This is a genomic window from Trinickia symbiotica (genome assembly GCF_002934455.1).
In the GTDB taxonomy this organism is placed as follows: Bacteria; Pseudomonadota; Gammaproteobacteria; order Burkholderiales; family Burkholderiaceae; genus Trinickia; species Trinickia symbiotica.
Window position 1 is genome coordinate 117,491 of sequence record NZ_PTIR01000005.1, and the last position, 17,574, is coordinate 135,064.

Annotated in this window: 11 protein-coding genes; 1 reads left to right on the top strand and 10 read right to left on the bottom strand. The window is 65.6% G+C overall.

Annotation, left to right across the window (positions count from 1 at the left end; translation table 11 throughout):
• Nucleotides 1-618 carry a hypothetical protein gene (locus tag B0G57_RS09865; RefSeq protein ID WP_018442448.1) on the top strand — a complete coding sequence of 206 codons (618 nt, stop codon included), beginning with the start codon at nt 1-3 and terminating at the stop codon, nt 616-618.
• 28 nt (nt 619-646) lie between these two features.
• Here the strand turns inward: B0G57_RS09865 and B0G57_RS09870 are convergent, their stop codons facing one another.
• The 10 genes from B0G57_RS09870 to B0G57_RS09915 all read right to left on the bottom strand — a co-directional run bounded on the left by B0G57_RS09870 (nt 647) and on the right by B0G57_RS09915 (nt 17,553).
• Nucleotides 647-1,534, bottom strand: coding sequence for a transglutaminase family protein (locus B0G57_RS09870; RefSeq protein ID WP_018442449.1), 888 nt, complete (start codon nt 1,532-1,534; stop codon nt 647-649).
• Entirely contained in the window at nt 1,531-4,203 is a 2,673-nt protein-coding gene (locus B0G57_RS09875; RefSeq protein WP_020566404.1) for a circularly permuted type 2 ATP-grasp protein, read from the bottom strand. Before B0G57_RS09875 ends, B0G57_RS09870 begins: the two co-directional genes overlap by 4 nt.
• 15 nt (nt 4,204-4,218) lie before the next feature.
• Entirely contained in the window at nt 4,219-7,761 is a 3,543-nt protein-coding gene (locus tag B0G57_RS09880) for a transglutaminase family protein (protein ID WP_018442451.1), read from the bottom strand.
• Between the two features lie 57 nt (nt 7,762-7,818).
• Nucleotides 7,819-8,814 (bottom strand): alpha-E domain-containing protein, encoded by a 996-nt coding sequence (locus B0G57_RS09885; RefSeq protein ID WP_018442452.1) that lies wholly within the window; start codon nt 8,812-8,814, stop codon nt 7,819-7,821.
• 84 nt (nt 8,815-8,898) lie between these two features.
• Nucleotides 8,899-10,371, bottom strand: coding sequence for a circularly permuted type 2 ATP-grasp protein (locus B0G57_RS09890; protein ID WP_018442453.1), 1,473 nt, complete (start codon nt 10,369-10,371; stop codon nt 8,899-8,901).
• Nucleotides 10,372-10,654: 283 nt separating this feature from the next.
• Nucleotides 10,655-11,953, bottom strand: coding sequence for a glycosyltransferase WbuB (locus B0G57_RS09895; protein WP_018442454.1), 1,299 nt, complete (start codon nt 11,951-11,953; stop codon nt 10,655-10,657).
• Nucleotides 11,950-13,137, bottom strand: coding sequence for a glycosyltransferase family 4 protein (locus tag B0G57_RS09900; protein WP_018442455.1), 1,188 nt, complete (start codon nt 13,135-13,137; stop codon nt 11,950-11,952). Before B0G57_RS09900 ends, B0G57_RS09895 begins: the two co-directional genes overlap by 4 nt.
• A gap of 6 nt (nt 13,138-13,143) precedes the next feature.
• Nucleotides 13,144-14,097, bottom strand: coding sequence for a GDP-L-fucose synthase family protein (locus B0G57_RS09905; protein ID WP_018442456.1), 954 nt, complete (start codon nt 14,095-14,097; stop codon nt 13,144-13,146).
• 9 nt (nt 14,098-14,106) lie between these two features.
• Nucleotides 14,107-15,228 (bottom strand): GDP-mannose 4,6-dehydratase, encoded by a 1,122-nt coding sequence (gene gmd, locus B0G57_RS09910; protein WP_018442457.1) that lies wholly within the window; start codon nt 15,226-15,228, stop codon nt 14,107-14,109.
• 78 nt (nt 15,229-15,306) lie between these two features.
• Nucleotides 15,307-17,553 (bottom strand): polysaccharide biosynthesis tyrosine autokinase, encoded by a 2,247-nt coding sequence (locus B0G57_RS09915; RefSeq protein ID WP_026229998.1) that lies wholly within the window; start codon nt 17,551-17,553, stop codon nt 15,307-15,309.
• Nucleotides 17,554-17,574 lie beyond the last annotated feature (21 nt).

A 17,574-nucleotide genomic window follows, 5' to 3' on the forward strand; every position in this document is an offset into this window, starting at 1 on the left:
GTGCCCATCCGGTCATTCCCGATCGGGTCATTCCCGACGAGGCGTGCCCGCGGGCACGAGCCTCGCGGAGCCGTTGCCCTGACGCGCGTCGCGCGCGCCGCCTGCATTGCGCTCGCACTTGCCGCGGCGGCGCCCGCCGCCGCTCAGCAGCAAGGCGCGGGCGCGAATGCCGCCGCCGGGAACGATCGCGCGGCGGCGCGCGCCGAAAACGAGCCTTTACGTGGGATTAGCAAGGAAGATGCACTGCTCGGAGGCCCCGGCGCCTATCGCGACCCCTATCGCTCGCAATACGACGCCGGCGAAACCGGCGAATCAGATCTGATGAAAGCCGAGCGCGTGCCGAACGGCGCGACCGATCAGGGTGCGAAGGGTTACGACCCGCTCCCGCCGGGCGGACGGCGACAGCTTGGACGCGCGGCAGGCGCGGCGGCCGACGCGGGTGGAGCGGGCGCCGGTGGCGGCGCCGGCGGGGGCAATGCGGCTGTCGCGCGTGGCAACGGCGCGCCCGGCGCCGCACCGCCCGATACGGCGCAACAGGCCGCGAAGTCGCTCTATAGCGATCCGTTCGGCGGCGGCGCGAAGGGCGCGGCACAGCAGGTCTATCACACGCCCTGGTAAGGCGGCACGCTGTGGCGCTCGTTCGTTTTCAACCCGCGGCGACGCTCACGGCGACCTCGACGCTGTGCTCGCCTCCGCCCAGGATGATTCCGCGCAGCAACGACACGTCGCTATAGTCGCGGCCTCGCGCGAGCGTCACATGATTGAGATCGGCGAGCACGTCGTTGGTCGGATCGAGGTCGATCCAGCCCGTGCCCGGGCAAAATACCGACACCCACGCATGCGACGCATCCGCACCCACGAGTCGCGGCTCGTCTGACGGCGGCAACGTGCGCAGGTATCCACTCACATAACGCGCGCTCAATCCGAGCGAACGCAAGCAACCGATCATCACTTGCGCGAAGTCTTGACAGACGCCATGCCGCAGATCGAATGCACGCATCGCGGGCGTATCGAATGTGGTGGCCTGTGGCTTGTACTCGAAATCGGCATGAATCCTGTGCATCAGGTCGATTGCCGCCGCGGCGAGCGGCGTGCCGTGCGCGAAACTCGGAAGCGAGTAGGCGCGCAATTCAGGCTCGAGCGCAATGTTGGGCGAAGCGAAGCGAAATTCGGTCTCGGGTAGATAAGCGCCACCCGCGCGAAACCGCAACGCGTCGACGACGTCTTCCCAGGCAGGCGTTGCATCGGGATCGAGATCACACCAGCGCGGCGTGAGCACGACGGTCGTCTCGCTCGTCAACCGCAGACTCTCATGCGGCGTATCGAATGTGAAGTAGAGCAGTTCATTGCCGAATGCATCGACGCGTGAGGTGCTATAGGCGGGAGCCGGCTCGATCGTCTCCTCGTGCGTCACGACGCGCTGCCAGGGGCAATCGAGCGGCCTGATCGTCGCAAGATGACGGGCCGTTTCGACGGGCGTCGAATAGCGATAGGTCGTCGCGTGCGAAACAGAAAGTGTGACTCGATCGCTCATGACGACACCTGTGAAGCAAGCGCGCCTTCGGCATGGATGAAGTAGCGCGCGCTGACCTCGTTGGAAGCCGCGGCAACATGCGCGGCCAATTGATCGCATAGCGCGAGCAGCGCAGCGTAGTGCCCCGCCTCATCGATCGTGCAGAGCGCTTCGAGCGACGGCAGGGATTCGACAGGCGGCATCGACTCTCCGAAGGGCCGCCGATTGGCAGCACCCGCGGCCGCGGCGATCTCGTCGAGCTTTTTGCGCAATCGCTCGTAGACACCGTATAGGCCGCGCGGATTGGTCGGATCGACGACGATGAGATCGACGAGCGCGGGCACCTCGAGCCGCCCCGGATAAAGCGAGCGATAGGTGAGCGTGCTGTCGAAGAGTTGCAGCAACAAATCGAAGCCGGCGGGCGTCGCAAGCGTGCCCGCGTCAGTCACGACGTGCAGAAACGCCGTCATCGCGATGACGCGCTCGATGTGACGCCCCGCAAATAGCAGCCGCCATGCCTCGTCGCGTACCATGCGATCGCCCTGCGCGCCGCTGATCGCCGAGAGCTGCATCGCAAGCACCTCGAGCGCGTTCATTAGTGCGACGCGATCGTAACGGTCGTAGCGATCATGCCGCGGCGAATCGCCTCGGGCCTGCGGCGATGGCGCGCCGTGCACGGCGGCGGGCACGAGCGATAGTGCGACGAGCGCATCGCGGAAATCGTTACGCGCGGCGAGGATCGCCCGCCAGTGATCGTTCGACAGACGCGCACGAATTTCACCGCTCGCGCGCGCCTGGCTCGCGAGCACGTTTCCAACGCTCGCGATGCCCGAATGCTCGTGCAAGCTCGCGACGAGCGCGCGCTCGAATGCATGGCGCGTCTTGCAAGCATCGCCGTCGGCGCTCGCGATGAGCTCGAAGCGGCGCGCGAGCTCGGCGAGCGTCGGCAACATCTCGTCGGAGTCGTGGCTTTCGAGTGAGCCCAGAATGATCCGCGCGAGGCGCACGCTGTTCTCGGCGCGCTCGCTATAGCGGCCGGCCCAGAAGAGGTTCTCCGCGGCGCGGCTCGAGACGGTGCGATGGCGGTGGCCGCGCGCGAGATCGCGCGGGCTCATCGGCGAAGGCAACAGCGAAAACGACGAACCGGGCTGGCTGGAAAGCACCCATGTGTCGACGCTGCTCCCACCCGACTGCATCGAGACGCTCAACTGCCGCTCGTCGGCAAGCCGCGTGAAGCCGCCGGGGAACACGTGCCAGCCGCCGTCCTCGCCGGCGATCGCATAGGCGCGCAGCGTGCAGGGACGACGCGTGAGCGTGCCGTCCTGATAGCGCGGCGCGCACGAATAAGGCAATGGCGCCTGGATCGCGAACGCGTCGGGCCGCTCTTCAATGCGCTCGCGCCATTCGGCGAGGCACTGCGGCCCCGCGGCGAGCCCGGGCGGCATGTCGGACGACGAGGGATGCGGCATGCCCGTCCATGCCGGTGCGAGCCACGCCTCGGAGAGTTGCGCGAAGGCTTGCTCGCGCACGGTTTCTTCGCCGCACCACCATGTCGCGATACCGGGCAGCACGAGGGTTTCGCCGAAGAGCGCGTCGGCGATGCCGGGCAGAAAGCCATGCAGCGCCGCCGATTCGAGAAAACCCGCGCCCGGCGAGTTCGACACGACCACATTGCCGGCACGCATGACCTGCAGCAGGCCCGGCACGCCGATCGTCGAATCGGCGCGCAGCTCGACCGGATCGCAAAAGCTGTCGTCGAGCCGGCGCAGCATCCCGTGCACGCGCTCGAGCCCGGCGAGCGTCTTCAGATAGAGCTTGTCGCCGCGCACGGTGAGATCCGTGCCTTCGACGAGCGTAAGCCCGAGGTATCGCGCGAGAAAGACATGCTCGAAATACGTCTCGCTGAAGGGGCCGGGGCTCAGCAGCGCGATATGAGGCGAATCGCCGCGCTCGCGGCGCTCGTCGAGCGTCATCGTGGCCCGGGCCGATTTCGCGAGCGTCGCGATCAGCTGCGAGTAGGACGGTGCCAGCCGCCTCACGCGCAAGGAGCGGAACGGCTCGGCGAAAAGCCCTGCGACGATGAGCCGGTTCTCGAGCGCATAGCCGAGGCCCGATGGCGCCTGCGTCCGATGTCCCGTGACCGTCCATTCGCCGTTCGGCGCGCGCGCGAGATCGACGGCGACGATCTGCAGATAGCGCCCGCCGGGCGGCACATAGCCTCTGAGTGGCCGCAGATAGCCGGGATGACCGAAGACGAGCGCGGGCGGGATCAGGCCGCGCGCGAGCAGCGTCTGGCCGCCGTAGGCGTCCGCCACGAGCGCTTCGAGAAGCCGCGCGCGCTGCGCCACGCCGCGCTCGATCGTCGCCCACTCGGCCTCGTCGACGATGAGCGGGAGCATATCGAGCGCCCAGGGACGCGGCTCGCCGTTGTCGACATAGACGTTGTAAGTAATGTCGTTATCGCGGATTTGCCCGTCGATCGACGCGGCCGCCTGCTCGAGGCCCGCGGCACCTTCCTCGCCGAGCAGGCCGAAGAAGCGCCGCCAGGGCTCGCGAATCGAACCTGTCGCGTCGCGCAGCTCATCCCAGTGGCCCCCGCGCGCGGGCGCGTCGCGCAACGAGGCGAGCACTTCGGCTGAATCGCTCGTCTCGGCTGCGGCATCGAACGGCAAAGTCGATTGAAAAGGCAAAGTCGTTCGTAGAGTCTAGGGAGACGCCACTCCGTCATCGGCACTCGCGCGTCGCAGATCGAGCGTGAACGGCAACTCGAGGCTGCGCTCGCGCGCCCTCACGACCACCGGCCCGGGCGTGTGGCCGATCGTGAAAAAGCGTGCGCGCCGCCGGCTCTGCGCTTCGTAAGCGTTGACGGGAAACGTCTGGTAATTGCGACCGCCCGGATGGGCGACATGATATTGGCATCCGGCCACGGCGCGGCAAGACCAGGTGTCGACGATGTCGAACGTCAGCGGCGCATGCGCACCGATCGTAGGATGCAACGAAGATGCCTGCTCCCATGCGCGAAACCGCACGCCGGCGACATACTCGCTCGCTCGGCCGGTCGGCTGCATGGGCAGCGGCACGCCGTTGACCGTCACAACGTGGCGATTGTCGTTCAAGCCGAGCGCGCGCACCTCGATGCGCTCCAGCGACGAATCGACGTACCGGACGGTACCGCCGATGGCCCCTTCCTCGCCCATCACGTGCCACGGCTCGAGCCCATGTCGCAACGTCAGCGCGATGCCGTCCGCTTGAAGCTCGCCGACGAGCGGAAAGCGGAACTCGAAGTGCGGCTCGAACCAGGCGGGATCGAATGCGTAGCCTGCCGCGTTCATATCGGCGAGCACATCGTCGAAGTCCATCCGCACGAATGTGCCGAGCATGAATCGATCGTGCAGCTCCGTGCCCCAGCGCGTGAGCCGCGTCGTGTAGGGCGCGCGCCAGAACCGCGCGACGAGCGCGCGCAACAGCAATTGCTGCACGAGACTCATGCGCGCGTGCGGCGGCATCTCGAAGCCGCGCAACTCGAGCAGACCGAGCCGGCCGGCCGGGCCGTCGGGCGAGTAGAGCTTGTCGATGCAGAACTCCGCGCGGTGCGTGTTGCCCGTCACGTCGATCAGAATGTTGCGCAGCGTCCGGTCGATGAGCCATGGCGGCACCCGTCCGGCCTCCTCGCGCGGAAAGCCCCCGTTCGATGCCAGCAGGTCGACCTGGCGCTGGATTTCTCGAAAGGCGATCTCGAGCTCGTATACCTGGTCGTTACGCGCCTCGTCGACGCGCGGCGCCTGGCTCGTCGGGCCGATGAAAAGCCCTGAAAACAGGTATGACAGCGACGGGTGGTTGTGCCAATAGGCAATGAGGCTCGCAAGCAGATCGGGGCGGCGCAGAAACGGGCTGTCGGCCGGCGTCGCCGCGCCGAGCACCATGTGGTTACCGCCGCCCGTGCCGGTGTGGCGGCCATCGAGCATGAATTTCTCGGGCCCGAGATAGGACTCGCGCGCGGCTTCGTACAGAAACTCCGTGTGATCGACGAGTTGGCCCCAGCTCGAAGCCGGATGAATGTTGACTTCGATGACGCCGGGATCGGGCGTGACCTGCAGCATCTGGAGTCGTGCGTCGCGCGGCGGCGGATAGCCTTCGACGACGATTTGCATCCGCAAGTCGGCGGCCGTCGCCTCCACGGCGGCGAGCAGATCGAGGTAATCGTCTAGCACGGCGAGCGGCGGCATGAAAACGTAGAGCGCGCGGCTGCCGCGACCGTCCTCGGCCGCCTCCACCTGCGGGCCGGCCGCGCGCGCCGTCGCGCGCGCTTCGACAACGAGCGCCGTGCGCCGGATCCATGAAGCCGATTCGCCGCGCAGCGGCATGCGGCCCTCGACGGCGCGGCTCTCGTTGCCCGCCGCGCCGGTGTTCATCGCGCGACGCGATTGCGCATCGCTTTCCGCGACGCCTGCTTTACCGTCTACCCCGCTTTCGCCACCCGCATCGTCGATCCCTGCCTGCCCCGCATATTGCGTGCGCAACTGCGCGGCGCGGCGCAACGGAGCCGCCGGTGCGAACGGATCGTGTTCGTGCAGCCACGGATAGTCGGCTTCGGAAACCCACGGCAGCGAGTCGAGCGGCAGGCGGTAGCCCATCGGCGAATCGCCGGGCATCAGATACATCCGCTCGTCGCGAAAAAACCAGGGGCCGGTCACCCATCGCGGGCCGCCGAAGGGCGGCGTCGTGCCGGGCGTGTCACGCTCGCGCGCCAGCGGCAGCGCATAGCCCGTGACGGCCGGCAATCCCGCATCGAAGACGCGGCGCAACCGCACTCTTTCGAGCTCGTCGTCGAGCCGCGAATCGAACGGATCGACGTTGATAGGCAGACGCCGTTCGCGCCAGAGGTAGTACCAGACGTCCTCGTAACCGGCCTGGATGTGTTTCTCGTCGAGCGCGAGCTTCCCCGCGAGGTGGCGAATGAAGCGCTCAGCATGCTCGGACGTGTATTGCATCGGCTCGCGTTCGTCCGCGAAGCGCGCCGGATCGTGCCAGCACGGCTCGCCGTCGGCGCGCCAGAAAAGCGAGAGCGCCCAGCGCGGCAACTGCTCGCCGGGATACCACTTGCCCTGCCCCACATGCAAGAAGCCGTTCGCGCCGTAGCGCGCGCGCAGCTTGTCCATGAGCGCGACCGCGTAGCCGCGCTTCGTCGGACCGAGGGCGTCGGTGTTCCATTCGGGCGCGTCGCGATCGCGCACGCACACGAAGGTCGGCTCGCCGCCCATCGTGAGCCGGACATCCATCGACGAGAGATCGGCATCGACCTGCCAGCCCATGAGCTCCACAGCGGCCCACTGGGCGTCGCTATAAGGCTTGGTGACGCGCGGCGTTTCGAGCATGCGCTCGATCGACATCGAATGCGTGAAGTCGACCTCGCACTCGTCGAGCGCGCCCGAGATCGGCGCGGCGCTGCCGGGCTGCGGCGTGCAGGCGACGGGAATGTGCCCCTCGCCGGCCAGCAGCCCCGATGTCGGATCGAGCCCGATCCAGCCGGCGCCCGGCAAGTAGACCTCGCACCAGGCGTGCAGGTCCGTGAAGTCCGCTTCGGCGCCGCTCGGACCGTCGATCGCTTTCTCATCGGGCGCAAGCTGCAGCAGATAGCCCGACACGAAGCGGGCCGCAAAGCCGAGCTGCCGCAGCGTCTGAACGAGAAGCCAGCCCGTGTCGCGGCACGAGCCCGAGGCCTTCTCGAGCGTTTCCTCGGGCGTCTGCACGCCGGGCTCCATGCGGATCAGATAACCGATCTCGTGCGCGAGGCGTTGGTTGAGCTCGACGAGAAAATCGATCGTCTTGCGCGGGGTGCGTTCGATGCTATCGATGAACGCGGCGAAGCGCGGCGTCGCCTCCGCCGTGCGCGCGAGATACGGCGCGAGCTCGCCCTCGAGCTCCGGCGGATAGGCAAACGGAAACCGCTCCGCGTAGGGCTCCAGAAAAAAGTCGAACGGGTTGTAGACCGACATCTCGGCGACGAGGTCGACGGTCACGCTGAATTCGCGCGTCGGTTCGGGAAAGACCAGCCGCGCCTGATAGTTCGCGAAGGCGTCTTGCTGCCAGTTGACGAAGTGATCGGCCGGCTCGACGCGCATCGAGTAGGAGAGGATCGGCGTGCGGCAGTGCGGCGCCGGACGCAGGCGGACGATTTGCGGCCCGAGGGCCACGAGCCGGTCATAGCGGTACTGCGTGACATGGTTTAACGCGACGCGGATCGACACGAAGGAACCTCGGTGCGGTGAGGAAAGGGAAATGCGCTCAGGACACTAACGGGGCGGTCACGCTTGATGCATCGATGCGGGTGCGGCATCGGGCTCGGGCGCGAGCGGCACGAGCAGGTCGCCGCTCACGCAGCTCGCGAGCTCGTTCACGCGCGCGAGAAAGTTCGTCAGCCACCCATGAAGACCGCCGCGCAAAATGTCGCCGATGCGAGAGGCGCACACGTGCTCGTGCAGCTTGATCGCCATCGCTTCGGCCTGCGCGCTGCGCACATTTCGTACGCGCGCGAGAATCTGCCGCACTTCCTCGAGGCTGGCGGCGAGCGAGCGCGGCCAGTCGGCAAAGAGGATCAGGAGGTCCGCGATGCGCTCGGGCGTGATGACGTCGCGGTAGACCTTACGGTAGACCTCGAAGCCCGAGACTGAGCGCAGCAGCGCCGCCCAATGGTAATAATCGAGCGACTGCGCGAGCGGCTGCGCGTTGCCGCCGCCGTGCTGCTCGATCATTTCGAACTTGACGTCGAGAATGCGCGCCGTATTGTCGGCGCGCTCGAGGAACGTGCCGAGGCGCATGAAGTAGAACGCTTCGTCCTTCACCATCGTGCCGAGCTGCACGCCGCGCGAGAGATGCGAGCGGAACTTCACCCATTCGAGGAACTCGCACGGATCGCGCGCGAGCACGCCGTCGGCGAGCATCCGCTGCGCATCGAGCCAGGTCGTGTTGAGCGTCTCCCAGAGCTCCGTCGTGATCGAGCCGCGCACGGCGCGCGCGTTTTCGCGGGCGGCGCGCAGGCAGTTGATGATCGACGACAGGTTGTCGCGGTCGCTCGTCATGAACTCGATGACTTCAAGGCTTGCGAGTGTAGGATGCGCGGCGCAATAGATGCCGGCAAGCTCCGAGATCGACAGCATGGCGCGCCAGCCGAGCGCCGCGTACTCCTCCGACTGCGGCAGCAGCGACATCTGATAGTTGGCATCGAGCATGCGAGCCGTGTTCTCGGCGCGCTCGGTATAGCGAGCCATCCAGAAGAGATGGTCGGCGGTGCGGCTGAGCATGATTTCTCCAGAACGGCGTTGATCGATGAGCTTCCGCGGGCGCCCCGAACCCGATGCGGGGCGAATCCGGCGGCCACGCAGGTTTTATTGCTCGAGCACCCAGGTATCCTTTGTACCGCCTCCTTGCGACGAATTGACGACGAGCGAGCCTTCGCGCAGCGCGACGCGCGTCAAGCCCCCCGGCACCATGCGCACCTCGCTGCCCGACAGCACGAACGGGCGCAGATCGATATGGCGCGGCGCGATGCCCGCTTCGACGTAGGTCGGGCAGGTCGAAAGCGCGAGCGTCGGCTGCGCGATGTACTTGTCCGGGTGCGCGATCAGCACTGAGCGGAACGCTTCAATCTCGGCCCTCGTCGATGCCGGCCCGATCAGCATCCCGTAGCCGCCCGCGCCATGCGTTTCCTTGACCACGAGCTCGGACAGATGATCGAGCACGTAGCTCAGATCCTGCGGCTTGCGGCACATCCATGTCGGCACGTTGTTGAGGATCGGCTCCTCGCCGAGATAGAAGCGGACCATGTCGGGGACGTACGGGTAGATCGACTTGTCGTCGGCGACACCGGTGCCGACCGCGTTCGCGAGCGTCACGTTGCCGGCGCGATAGGCGGCGAGCAGTCCCGCCGCGCCGAGCACCGAATCGGCCCGGAACACTTCGGGGTCGAGAAAATCGTCGTCTACGCGTCGATAAACGACATCGATGCGCTGCGGGCCCTGCGTGGTGCGCATATAGACGTAGCCGTCCTCGACGAAGAGGTCCTTGCCTTCGACGAGCTCGACGCCCATCTGCTGCGCAAGAAAGGCGTGCTCGAAATAGGCCGAGTTGTACATGCCGGGCGTGAGCACGACGATCGTCGGATCGTCGACGCCCTCGGGCGCCGCGGCGCGCAGCGTATCGAGCAGCAGGTCGGGATAGTGCGCGACGGGGGCGACGCGATTGCGCGCGAAGAGATCGGGGAAGAGCCGCATCATCATCTTGCGGTTCTCGAGCATATAGGAGACGCCCGACGGCACGCGCAGGTTGTCCTCCAATACGTAGAACTCGCCGACGCCCGCGCGCACGATGTCGATGCCGGCGACATGCGCGTAGACGCCGCGCGTCACGTCCACGCCTTCCATCTGCGGCCGATACTGCCCGTTGCCGACGATCTGCTCGGCCGGGATGATGCCGGCCCGTACGATCGTCTTGTCGTGATAGATGTCATGGATGAAACGGTTCAGCGCGTTCACTCGCTGACGCAGGCCTCGCTCTAGCGCGGCCCATTCTTGCGCGGGGAAGATGCGCGGGATGACGTCGAACGGGATCGTGCGCTCCGTGCCGATGCCGGTTTCGTCCTTGGCGCCATAGACCGCGAACGTAATGCCGACACGGCGGAAGTTCAGGTCCGCCTCCGCGCGCTTGTTGCTGATCTGCTGCTCGCTTTGCGCGCGCATCCAGGCGATGAACTCGCGGTAATGCGTGCGCGGATCGCCCACCTCGAGAAAGGTCGCCGGCGAAAGGCCCGCGGTGCCGGCGGCACTGCGCTCGAACATCTCGCTGAAGAAAGCTTGCGTCATGGCCGCTATCCATTGGATTTATCTGGACCAGCCACGGGCCGATGAGCCCGGCCGCGGCCCCTGGTAGAGCCTGTCGCCGCCCTGACGAGCGGTTGGGCGGGCAAACGCAAGTCGCGTGCCTATGCCGAAAAACCCCCATGGCACAGGCCGCTCAGCCGCCGAGCGAATGCGAGTGCACGCCACTCGCGCACCGGCTTGATGCAAACCATCGAACCGCAAGCACCGTATTGGCGCATCGCCACGCAAATACCTGAAAGCTTCCGGCTAGTACTGCTAACGGCTCCTATTCGCCGCGCCCCGGCCGCAAACGCCGAATATGTCGAATCACGAAGCCTTCGTGGGCGTCGGCAGGCCCCCTCGCCGCATGCGCGCACTCGATGAGCTTCGCCTCGATGTTGCCGAACACCGATGCCGGCGAAAGCGCCTCGAGCGCATACTGCCGCGCCGCGGCCCCAAGCACCGTGCGCCGCGGCGCGTCGTCAGCCAGCGCCGCGATCGCGGACGCGAACGTCGCGGCATCGTCGGGCGCCACCACCAAGCCTCGCCCACTGACGACGTCGTAAAGCTCGGTATCCGCCTGCGCCATCGCGACGATGGCGCGTCCGCTCGCCATCATCCCCGTCAGCTTCGACGGCATCACGAGATCGGCCGCATCCGCACGCTGCGGCAGCGCGTGAATATCGGCAAGGTTCAAGAGCTCGTTCAAGCGCTCGGCGGGCTGCAGGCCGATGACCCGGCAGTTCGGCAAATCGGCGCAGCGCTGCGCGAGTTCAGCCTTCGTCGCGCCTTCCCCACAGAACACGAACCGGATGTCGGCACGACTGGCAAGCCGTTGCGCCGCCTCGGCAAGATACTCGACGCCCTGCTTCTTACCCATGTTGCCCGCGTATAGAACAACTTTCGCGTCATCGGGAATCGACAGCTCGCGCCGATAGGCACTCGGGCGATCGAGCGGACGAATCGTCTCGGTATCGACCCAGTTCGGCGCGCAGACCACGTTGTTCGCATCGATGCCGAGCGTGCGCAAGCGCTCGACCATCTTCGTGGAGATCGAAGAGACGACATTGAAACGCCTGAGCAGCGAACGCTCCACGGCACGCGCGAAGTGCGCCGCGCGCGCATTGTCGAGCAGCCCGAGACCGAAGGCGGCGTCGACCTCGAAGTCCTGAATGTGCAGCCAAGTCCGCGCGCCGGTGATGCGCGCGACGGCGAGCGCCGCGGGCGCGCACAACAGCGTCGGCGCGACGACCATGACGACATCGGGCCACCAGCGCAACTGCAACGCCATCGGAATCGCCGAAGTGAGCGCGAACGAGGTGAGATGCACGAGACGCTTGGCCCCGCTCGGCCGCGCCGGCACCCAGAGCGGCGCGCGCCAGATCTTCACGCCACGCCGCGCCTCGCGCCGGTACGCCCATGCGGACCACCCGTCGGCCACGCGCCATTCCGGGTAATACGGCGGCGCGGTGACGACGCGCACGTCGTGGCCGCGCGCCGCCAGCGCCTCCGCCATCTCCGCCGTGTATTTGCCGGTGCCGGTCAGCTCGGGCGCGTAATTGATGCCATAGACTAGCAGCCTCATTGTTCTAACCGCTGTGCGCTGGAAGCGGCCTCGCCGTCGCTCGTGCCGACGAGCATCGTCGCGCAGCCACGCGCGATATGGGAAGCCGCCGCACGCGGATCGAAGCGCGCGATCGTGCGCATGCACGCCCGTGCCGTCTGCGCGCTGTCGGCGAACTGGCGCAGCGCCGCGAGCAAGGTGTCCCGCAAGGCGGGAACGTTCCCCGCATCGAAAGCGAACCCGGTCTCGCCCTCGACAACGAGCTCGGGCACACACCCGCAACGCTCGCTGACGACGGCAGGGCAGCCATGGCTCAGTGCCTCGTTGACGACGAGCCCCCACGGCTCGCTGTAACTCGGCAAAACCAGGCAGGCCGCGCCGAAATACTCGTTCGAGAGCGGCTCGTCTTGCAGACTGCCCGTGAAATGCACGGCTTCGCGCACGCCGAGCGCATCGACCGACGCCTGCAGCGTGTCGTGCATCGGCCCGGTGCCGACGATGCGCAGCGTCGCATTCGGCACCGTCTCACGGACCTGCGCGAATGCCTCGAGCAGCGTATCGATGCCCTTTTCGGCGGAGAGGCGGCCGACATAAAGGAACACGGGTGCGTTGCCCTCGCGGCGCGCCAAACGCTCCTCGAACGCGCGCTCGGTCAAGAACGAGCGCGGCAGCGCGGCAGCCTGGCACGGCACGAAGATTCTGTCTCGCTTCGCGCCGAGCGACACCAGATATTCGCGGCTGCGCTCACCGAAGCCGAAGTAACCGTCGCACAACGCAAAGAAGATGCGCTTAGGCACCGAGGTCAGCAGACGCCGCGGCCGATCGCGCGCGGTGGAATCGCAGAATACGGCGCGACGCTTGCGCGTGAGGACGCACGCAAAGAGCATCGCCCAGTATTCGGGCCGATGGTAGCCCGGCAGCACGATGAGGTCCGCCTTGGCCTTCATCACCTCCCAGGTGAGGCGGCCCATCATCTTCCACAATGGGACGTCTTCGTAACAGCCATCGAAGAGCTTTTGCATCGGATAGCGATGAAAAGAGTAATCGACATCCGAAAAGCCGATCCGGTCCGTTTCGGTATCGGCGATCTGCACCATCGAGTAGCGGATCGAGCCCGCCGTCGACAAGTTGTGCAGCGCCGTGAAAACTGCCCCCTTGTGGCGCGACCAAACCACGTTATGAAAGATTGTCACTGTTGCCATCATTTTTGATCATCCGTGCGAGGCAGCTTCAAGCACGCCATAACGTGAAAGGAAATCCTCGTAGGTCCGGGCAATCCCCTCCTCGAGGCCGATGCGGGCGCGCCATCCCATCTCGGCGAGCCGCGATACATCGAGCAACTTTTGCGGCGTGCCGTCGGGCTTCGACGAATCGAAGACGAGCTCGCCTTCGTAGCCGACGATGCGCGTGATGCACTGCGCGAGCTCACGGATGGAGAGGTCCTCGCCGACACCGACGTTATAGACACCCTCGCCGACGTCGCGCTCGAGCAAGAAGCGAGTGGCATTCGCCAGATCGTCGACGTGGAGGAATTCACGCCGAGGCTTGCCCGTTCCCCAGACCGTCAGCATGGGCGCGCCGGCGATCTTGGCCTCGTGCGCCTTGCGGATCAGCGCGGGGAAGACATGACTTCCCTGCGGATCGTAGTTGTCGTTCGGACCGTACAGGTTCGTCGGCATCAGAGAGACATAGTGCGTGCCATATTGACTGTTGTAGGCGTTGCACATCTTGAGGCCGGCGATCTTCGCGATCGCGTAGGCGTCGTTGGTCGGCTCCAGCGCCGAGCTCAGTAGATACTCCTCGCGAATCGGCTGCGGACAAAGCTTCGGATAAATGCACGACGAGCCGAAAAAGACGAGCCGATCGACGTTCGCGCGATAGGCCGCGTGGATGACATTCGATTCGATCGCGAGGTTTTCGTAGATGAACCGCGCCGGCTGGGAAGCGTTGGCGAGGATGCCGCCGACGCGCGCGGCGGCAAGCAGCACGACGTCGGGACGAACGTCGTCGAGGAAGCGACTGACAGCATGTTGATCGGTCAGGTCGAGCTCGGCATGCGTGCGCACGACGAGGTTACGGTAACCGTTCGCGTCGAGCTCGCGTACGAGCGCCGAGCCGACCATGCCGCGGTGGCCGGCAATGTAGATGCGGGCATCCTTGTCCATCGCTTATCCTCATTCGTGATGTTCGAGCGCCTTGAAGCCCGCTAACGTCACGAGCGCATCGCGACGCGCAAGCTGGTAATCGGCACGAACCATTTCCTTGACGAGCGCATCGAACGAAGTACGGGGTTTCCAGCCAAGCTTTTCGTGCGCCTTCGACGCATCGCCGAGCAGCGTGTCCACTTCCGTGGGCCGGAAGTAGCGCGGATCTACACGCACGATGACATCGCCCGGGGCCATGCGCATCTCGTGGGTCTCGACATGCTCGACGATGCCGACCTCGTCCGGACCGCGCCCTTCGAAGCGGATGCTGACGCCGAGTTCGGCCGCCGCACGCTGAACGAACTCGCGTACGCTGTATTGCTCGCCCGTGGCAATGACGAAGTCTTCCGGCTCGTCCTGTTGCAGCATCATCCACTGCATCTCGACGTAGTCGCGGGCATGTCCCCAGTCTCGCATCGCCGAGAGATTGCCTAGATAGAGCTCCTTTTGCAGGCCAACTGCGATGCGAGCGAGCGCACGCGTGATCTTGCGCGTGACGAACGTTTCGCCGCGCACAGGTGACTCGTGATTGAAGAGAATGCCGTTGCAGGCATAGATGCCGTATGCTTCCCGATAATTGACCGTCGTCCAGTAGGCGAAGAGCTTAGCCACGGCATAAGGGCTGCGCGGGTAGAACGGCGTCGTCTCGCGTTGCGGCACCTCTCGTACCAGCCCATACAGTTCCGACGTCGAGGCCTGATAGAACCGCGTCTTCTTTTCCATGCCGAGAATGCGGATTGCTTCCAGAATGCGCAGCGCGCCAAGACCGTCGGCGTTCGCCGTATATTCGGGCTCGTCGAACGACACGGCGACGTGGCTCTGCGCGGCGAGGTTGTAGATTTCGTCAGGCTCGGCATGTTGGATCACGCGCAAGAGGCTCGCGGAATCCGTCAGGTCGCCATGATGGAGAAAGAACCGTGCACCGTCCTCGTCATGAGGATCGCGATACAAGTGATCGATACGGTCCGTATTGAAGAGCGACGTGCGGCGCTTCAAGCCGTGAACGACGTAGCCTTTCTCGAGCAGAAGCTCGGCGAGGTACGAGCCGTCTTGTCCTGTGATGCCGGTAATCAACGCGACCTTTTTCTTCATCTTCAACCCCCTTACTGTTGACGCCGCGCCGCCCACCGGGCGGCCGGCGCGGCCAAAAGATTGGGCACCGAAAGCCCATCACTCGGAGATGCTTTCATAGCCGTAATAACCGCCGTTGTACGAACCGCCGAGCATCGGCACGGCGGGCGGCACGTCGGTCAGCAGGACACCTTTCAGATTGACGCCGCCCGTCTCGAGGCGCTTCGCCGTCTCGCTGATCTCGGCGATCGGATGGCGTCCATAACGCACGACGAGCAGCGTCGTGCCCGCGTACTTGCCGATGACGGTCGAATCGGTCACCGCGAGCACCGGCGGGGTATCGATGATGACGAGGTCGTAGCGCCGCGAAATCGCTTCGAGCAGGTCGCGGAAACGCTCGCTCATCAGAAGCTCGGACGGATGCGTGGGCAGCGTGCCCTTCGTCAGCACGTCCAGCCCGGGCAGCACTTCGCGCTGGATCACGCTCGACGGATCGGCGCCTCGCAGCACATCGGAAAGCCCCGGCTGATGCCGCACGCCGAAGTGCGAATGCACCTCGCCGCGCCGCATGTCGCCGTCGACGACGAGCACGCGCTTGCCCGCCGAGGCGACGAGCGCAGCCAGATTGACCGACAGGAACGATTTGCCCGCATCGGGACGCGAACCCGTCAGCATGACGATGTTGTTCGGCGCCTGATCGAGCGAGAGCTGCAGCGTCGTGCGCAGGCTCCGCACGCCTTCGACGGCGATGTCCTGCGGCGATTGCGCCGCGAGCACATGCAAGCCCTGCCGGCGCATCATGACGTTCTGCTGCAGGCGAAGCTGCAGCCCGCTGCGCGGCACGACCGCGAACACCGGCACCCCGATCGCGCTCTCGATCTCGTCGGCGCGCTCCACGCCACCGTACAGCGCCTTCTTCACGAACGCGCAGACGATTCCGACGAAGAGACCGCCGCCGAAACCGATGAGGATCACGATGAAGCGTTTCGGCCAGACGGGCTCGTCGGGTGTCTCGGCGAAGTCGACGACGCGCACGTTGCCGATCTGTCCCGCCTTCACGACGCGCAGTTGCTGCGCGCTGTTCAGCAGATTCGTGTAGAGCTCCGTGTCGACGCGCACGTCGCGCAACAAGCGCAAGGCGGTCTGCTCGGTGTCGGGCAGCGCTTCCACGCTTTTCGACATTTGCCCCTGCGAACCCTGCAACTGCGCAATTTGAGCGTCGAGCGCCTGGACCGCCGGGTGATTCGCCGTGAAGCGCTGCGAAAGATCGGCGCGCTGACGTTGCAGGTCGGCAAGCTTCGTCTTGTTGTCGACCATCTGTTGCAGCAGCAGGCGACTCTCTTCGCTCAGATCGACGGTACCGTGCTGATTACGGAAGTTGTTGTAGCGCTGTTCGGCTGTATCAAGCTCGTGGCGCAACTGCGGCAGTTGCTCGTCGAGGAACGAGAGGGTGCGTTCGGCTTCGGCCATGCGGCGATCGGCGTCCTGCTTGATGAACTGCCGCGCGATGCCGTTGACGACGTTGGCCGTCAACACCGGATTCTGCCCTTGCAGCGTGACGCTGATGATGCCGGACTGCAGCGCCGTTTCCGTGACGCGCAGCGCCTTTTGCAGCCGCTCGACGGTATCGAGCGTCGACGAGCGCGTGAGTTGGAACTGCGTGCCGGGACGGCCCGTGAGTTGATCGACGTGAACGGTTACCGGGCCTGCCGCCGAGACACCGCTCACATCCTCGCCGACATGGCCGTTCGCGATCGCGATGCCTTCCGGGTCGTTGAGGGTAAAGGTACCGTTCGGTCCGGCCGTCAGCGTGAACGACTTGCCATAGAGCGTTTTAGGCGTATCGAAGCGGGCCACCGAGATCTTCTCGTTGCCCCACGCGAAACCGCCGAGATCCATGAACGGCTGGACCTTGAAGCCCCACTTGCCCGTCGTCAGCGCCGCGAGCAGGGGCCCGATCACGGGCACCTCGCGCGGCTCCGCCGAAATATCGAGGTGCAGATCGCGCACCGTCGCTTCCGTGACGAGGCGCGATTTCAGCAGCTCGATTTCCGCCGCCGTGGTCGCCTTTCTCGTGAACATTCGCGAAAGCGGCTCGATCTGCTGCTGTTGGTTGTTGCCACCACCGCCGTTGTCGCCGTTCTGCACGTCTTCGACCTGGATCACCGCGTCGGCCTTGTAGACCGGCTTGGCAAGGAATGCGTAGGCCAAGCCAAGCAGCGTCACGACGGCCGTGACCATTGCGATGAGCCGCCAATTGCTGAATATCGCCTGAAGATAATCGGTCAGACGCAATTCGTCGGCGGCCGAAACGTCGGTGTAGCGGTTGTCGAAATTCATAGCCATGTCAGTTGCTCTCTCTTGCGA

What these genes read in the sequence shown, in the direction of transcription:
- B0G57_RS09870 (WP_018442449.1), bottom strand. Translation starts at nt 1,534, where the DNA reads ATGAGCGATCGAGTCACACTTTCTGTTTCGCACGCGACGACCTATCGC.
- B0G57_RS09885 (WP_018442452.1), bottom strand. Translation starts at nt 8,814, where the DNA reads ATGCTCAGCCGCACCGCCGACCATCTCTTCTGGATGGCTCGCTATACC.
- B0G57_RS09890 (WP_018442453.1), bottom strand. Translation starts at nt 10,371, where the DNA reads ATGACGCAAGCTTTCTTCAGCGAGATGTTCGAGCGCAGTGCCGCCGGC.
- B0G57_RS09895 (WP_018442454.1), bottom strand. Translation starts at nt 11,953, where the DNA reads ATGAGGCTGCTAGTCTATGGCATCAATTACGCGCCCGAGCTGACCGGC.
- B0G57_RS09900 (WP_018442455.1), bottom strand. Translation starts at nt 13,137, where the DNA reads ATGATGGCAACAGTGACAATCTTTCATAACGTGGTTTGGTCGCGCCAC.
- B0G57_RS09905 (WP_018442456.1), bottom strand. Translation starts at nt 14,097, where the DNA reads ATGGACAAGGATGCCCGCATCTACATTGCCGGCCACCGCGGCATGGTC.
- gmd (WP_018442457.1), bottom strand. Translation starts at nt 15,228, where the DNA reads ATGAAGAAAAAGGTCGCGTTGATTACCGGCATCACAGGACAAGACGGC.
- B0G57_RS09915 (WP_026229998.1), bottom strand. Translation starts at nt 17,553, where the DNA reads ATGGCTATGAATTTCGACAACCGCTACACCGACGTTTCGGCCGCCGAC.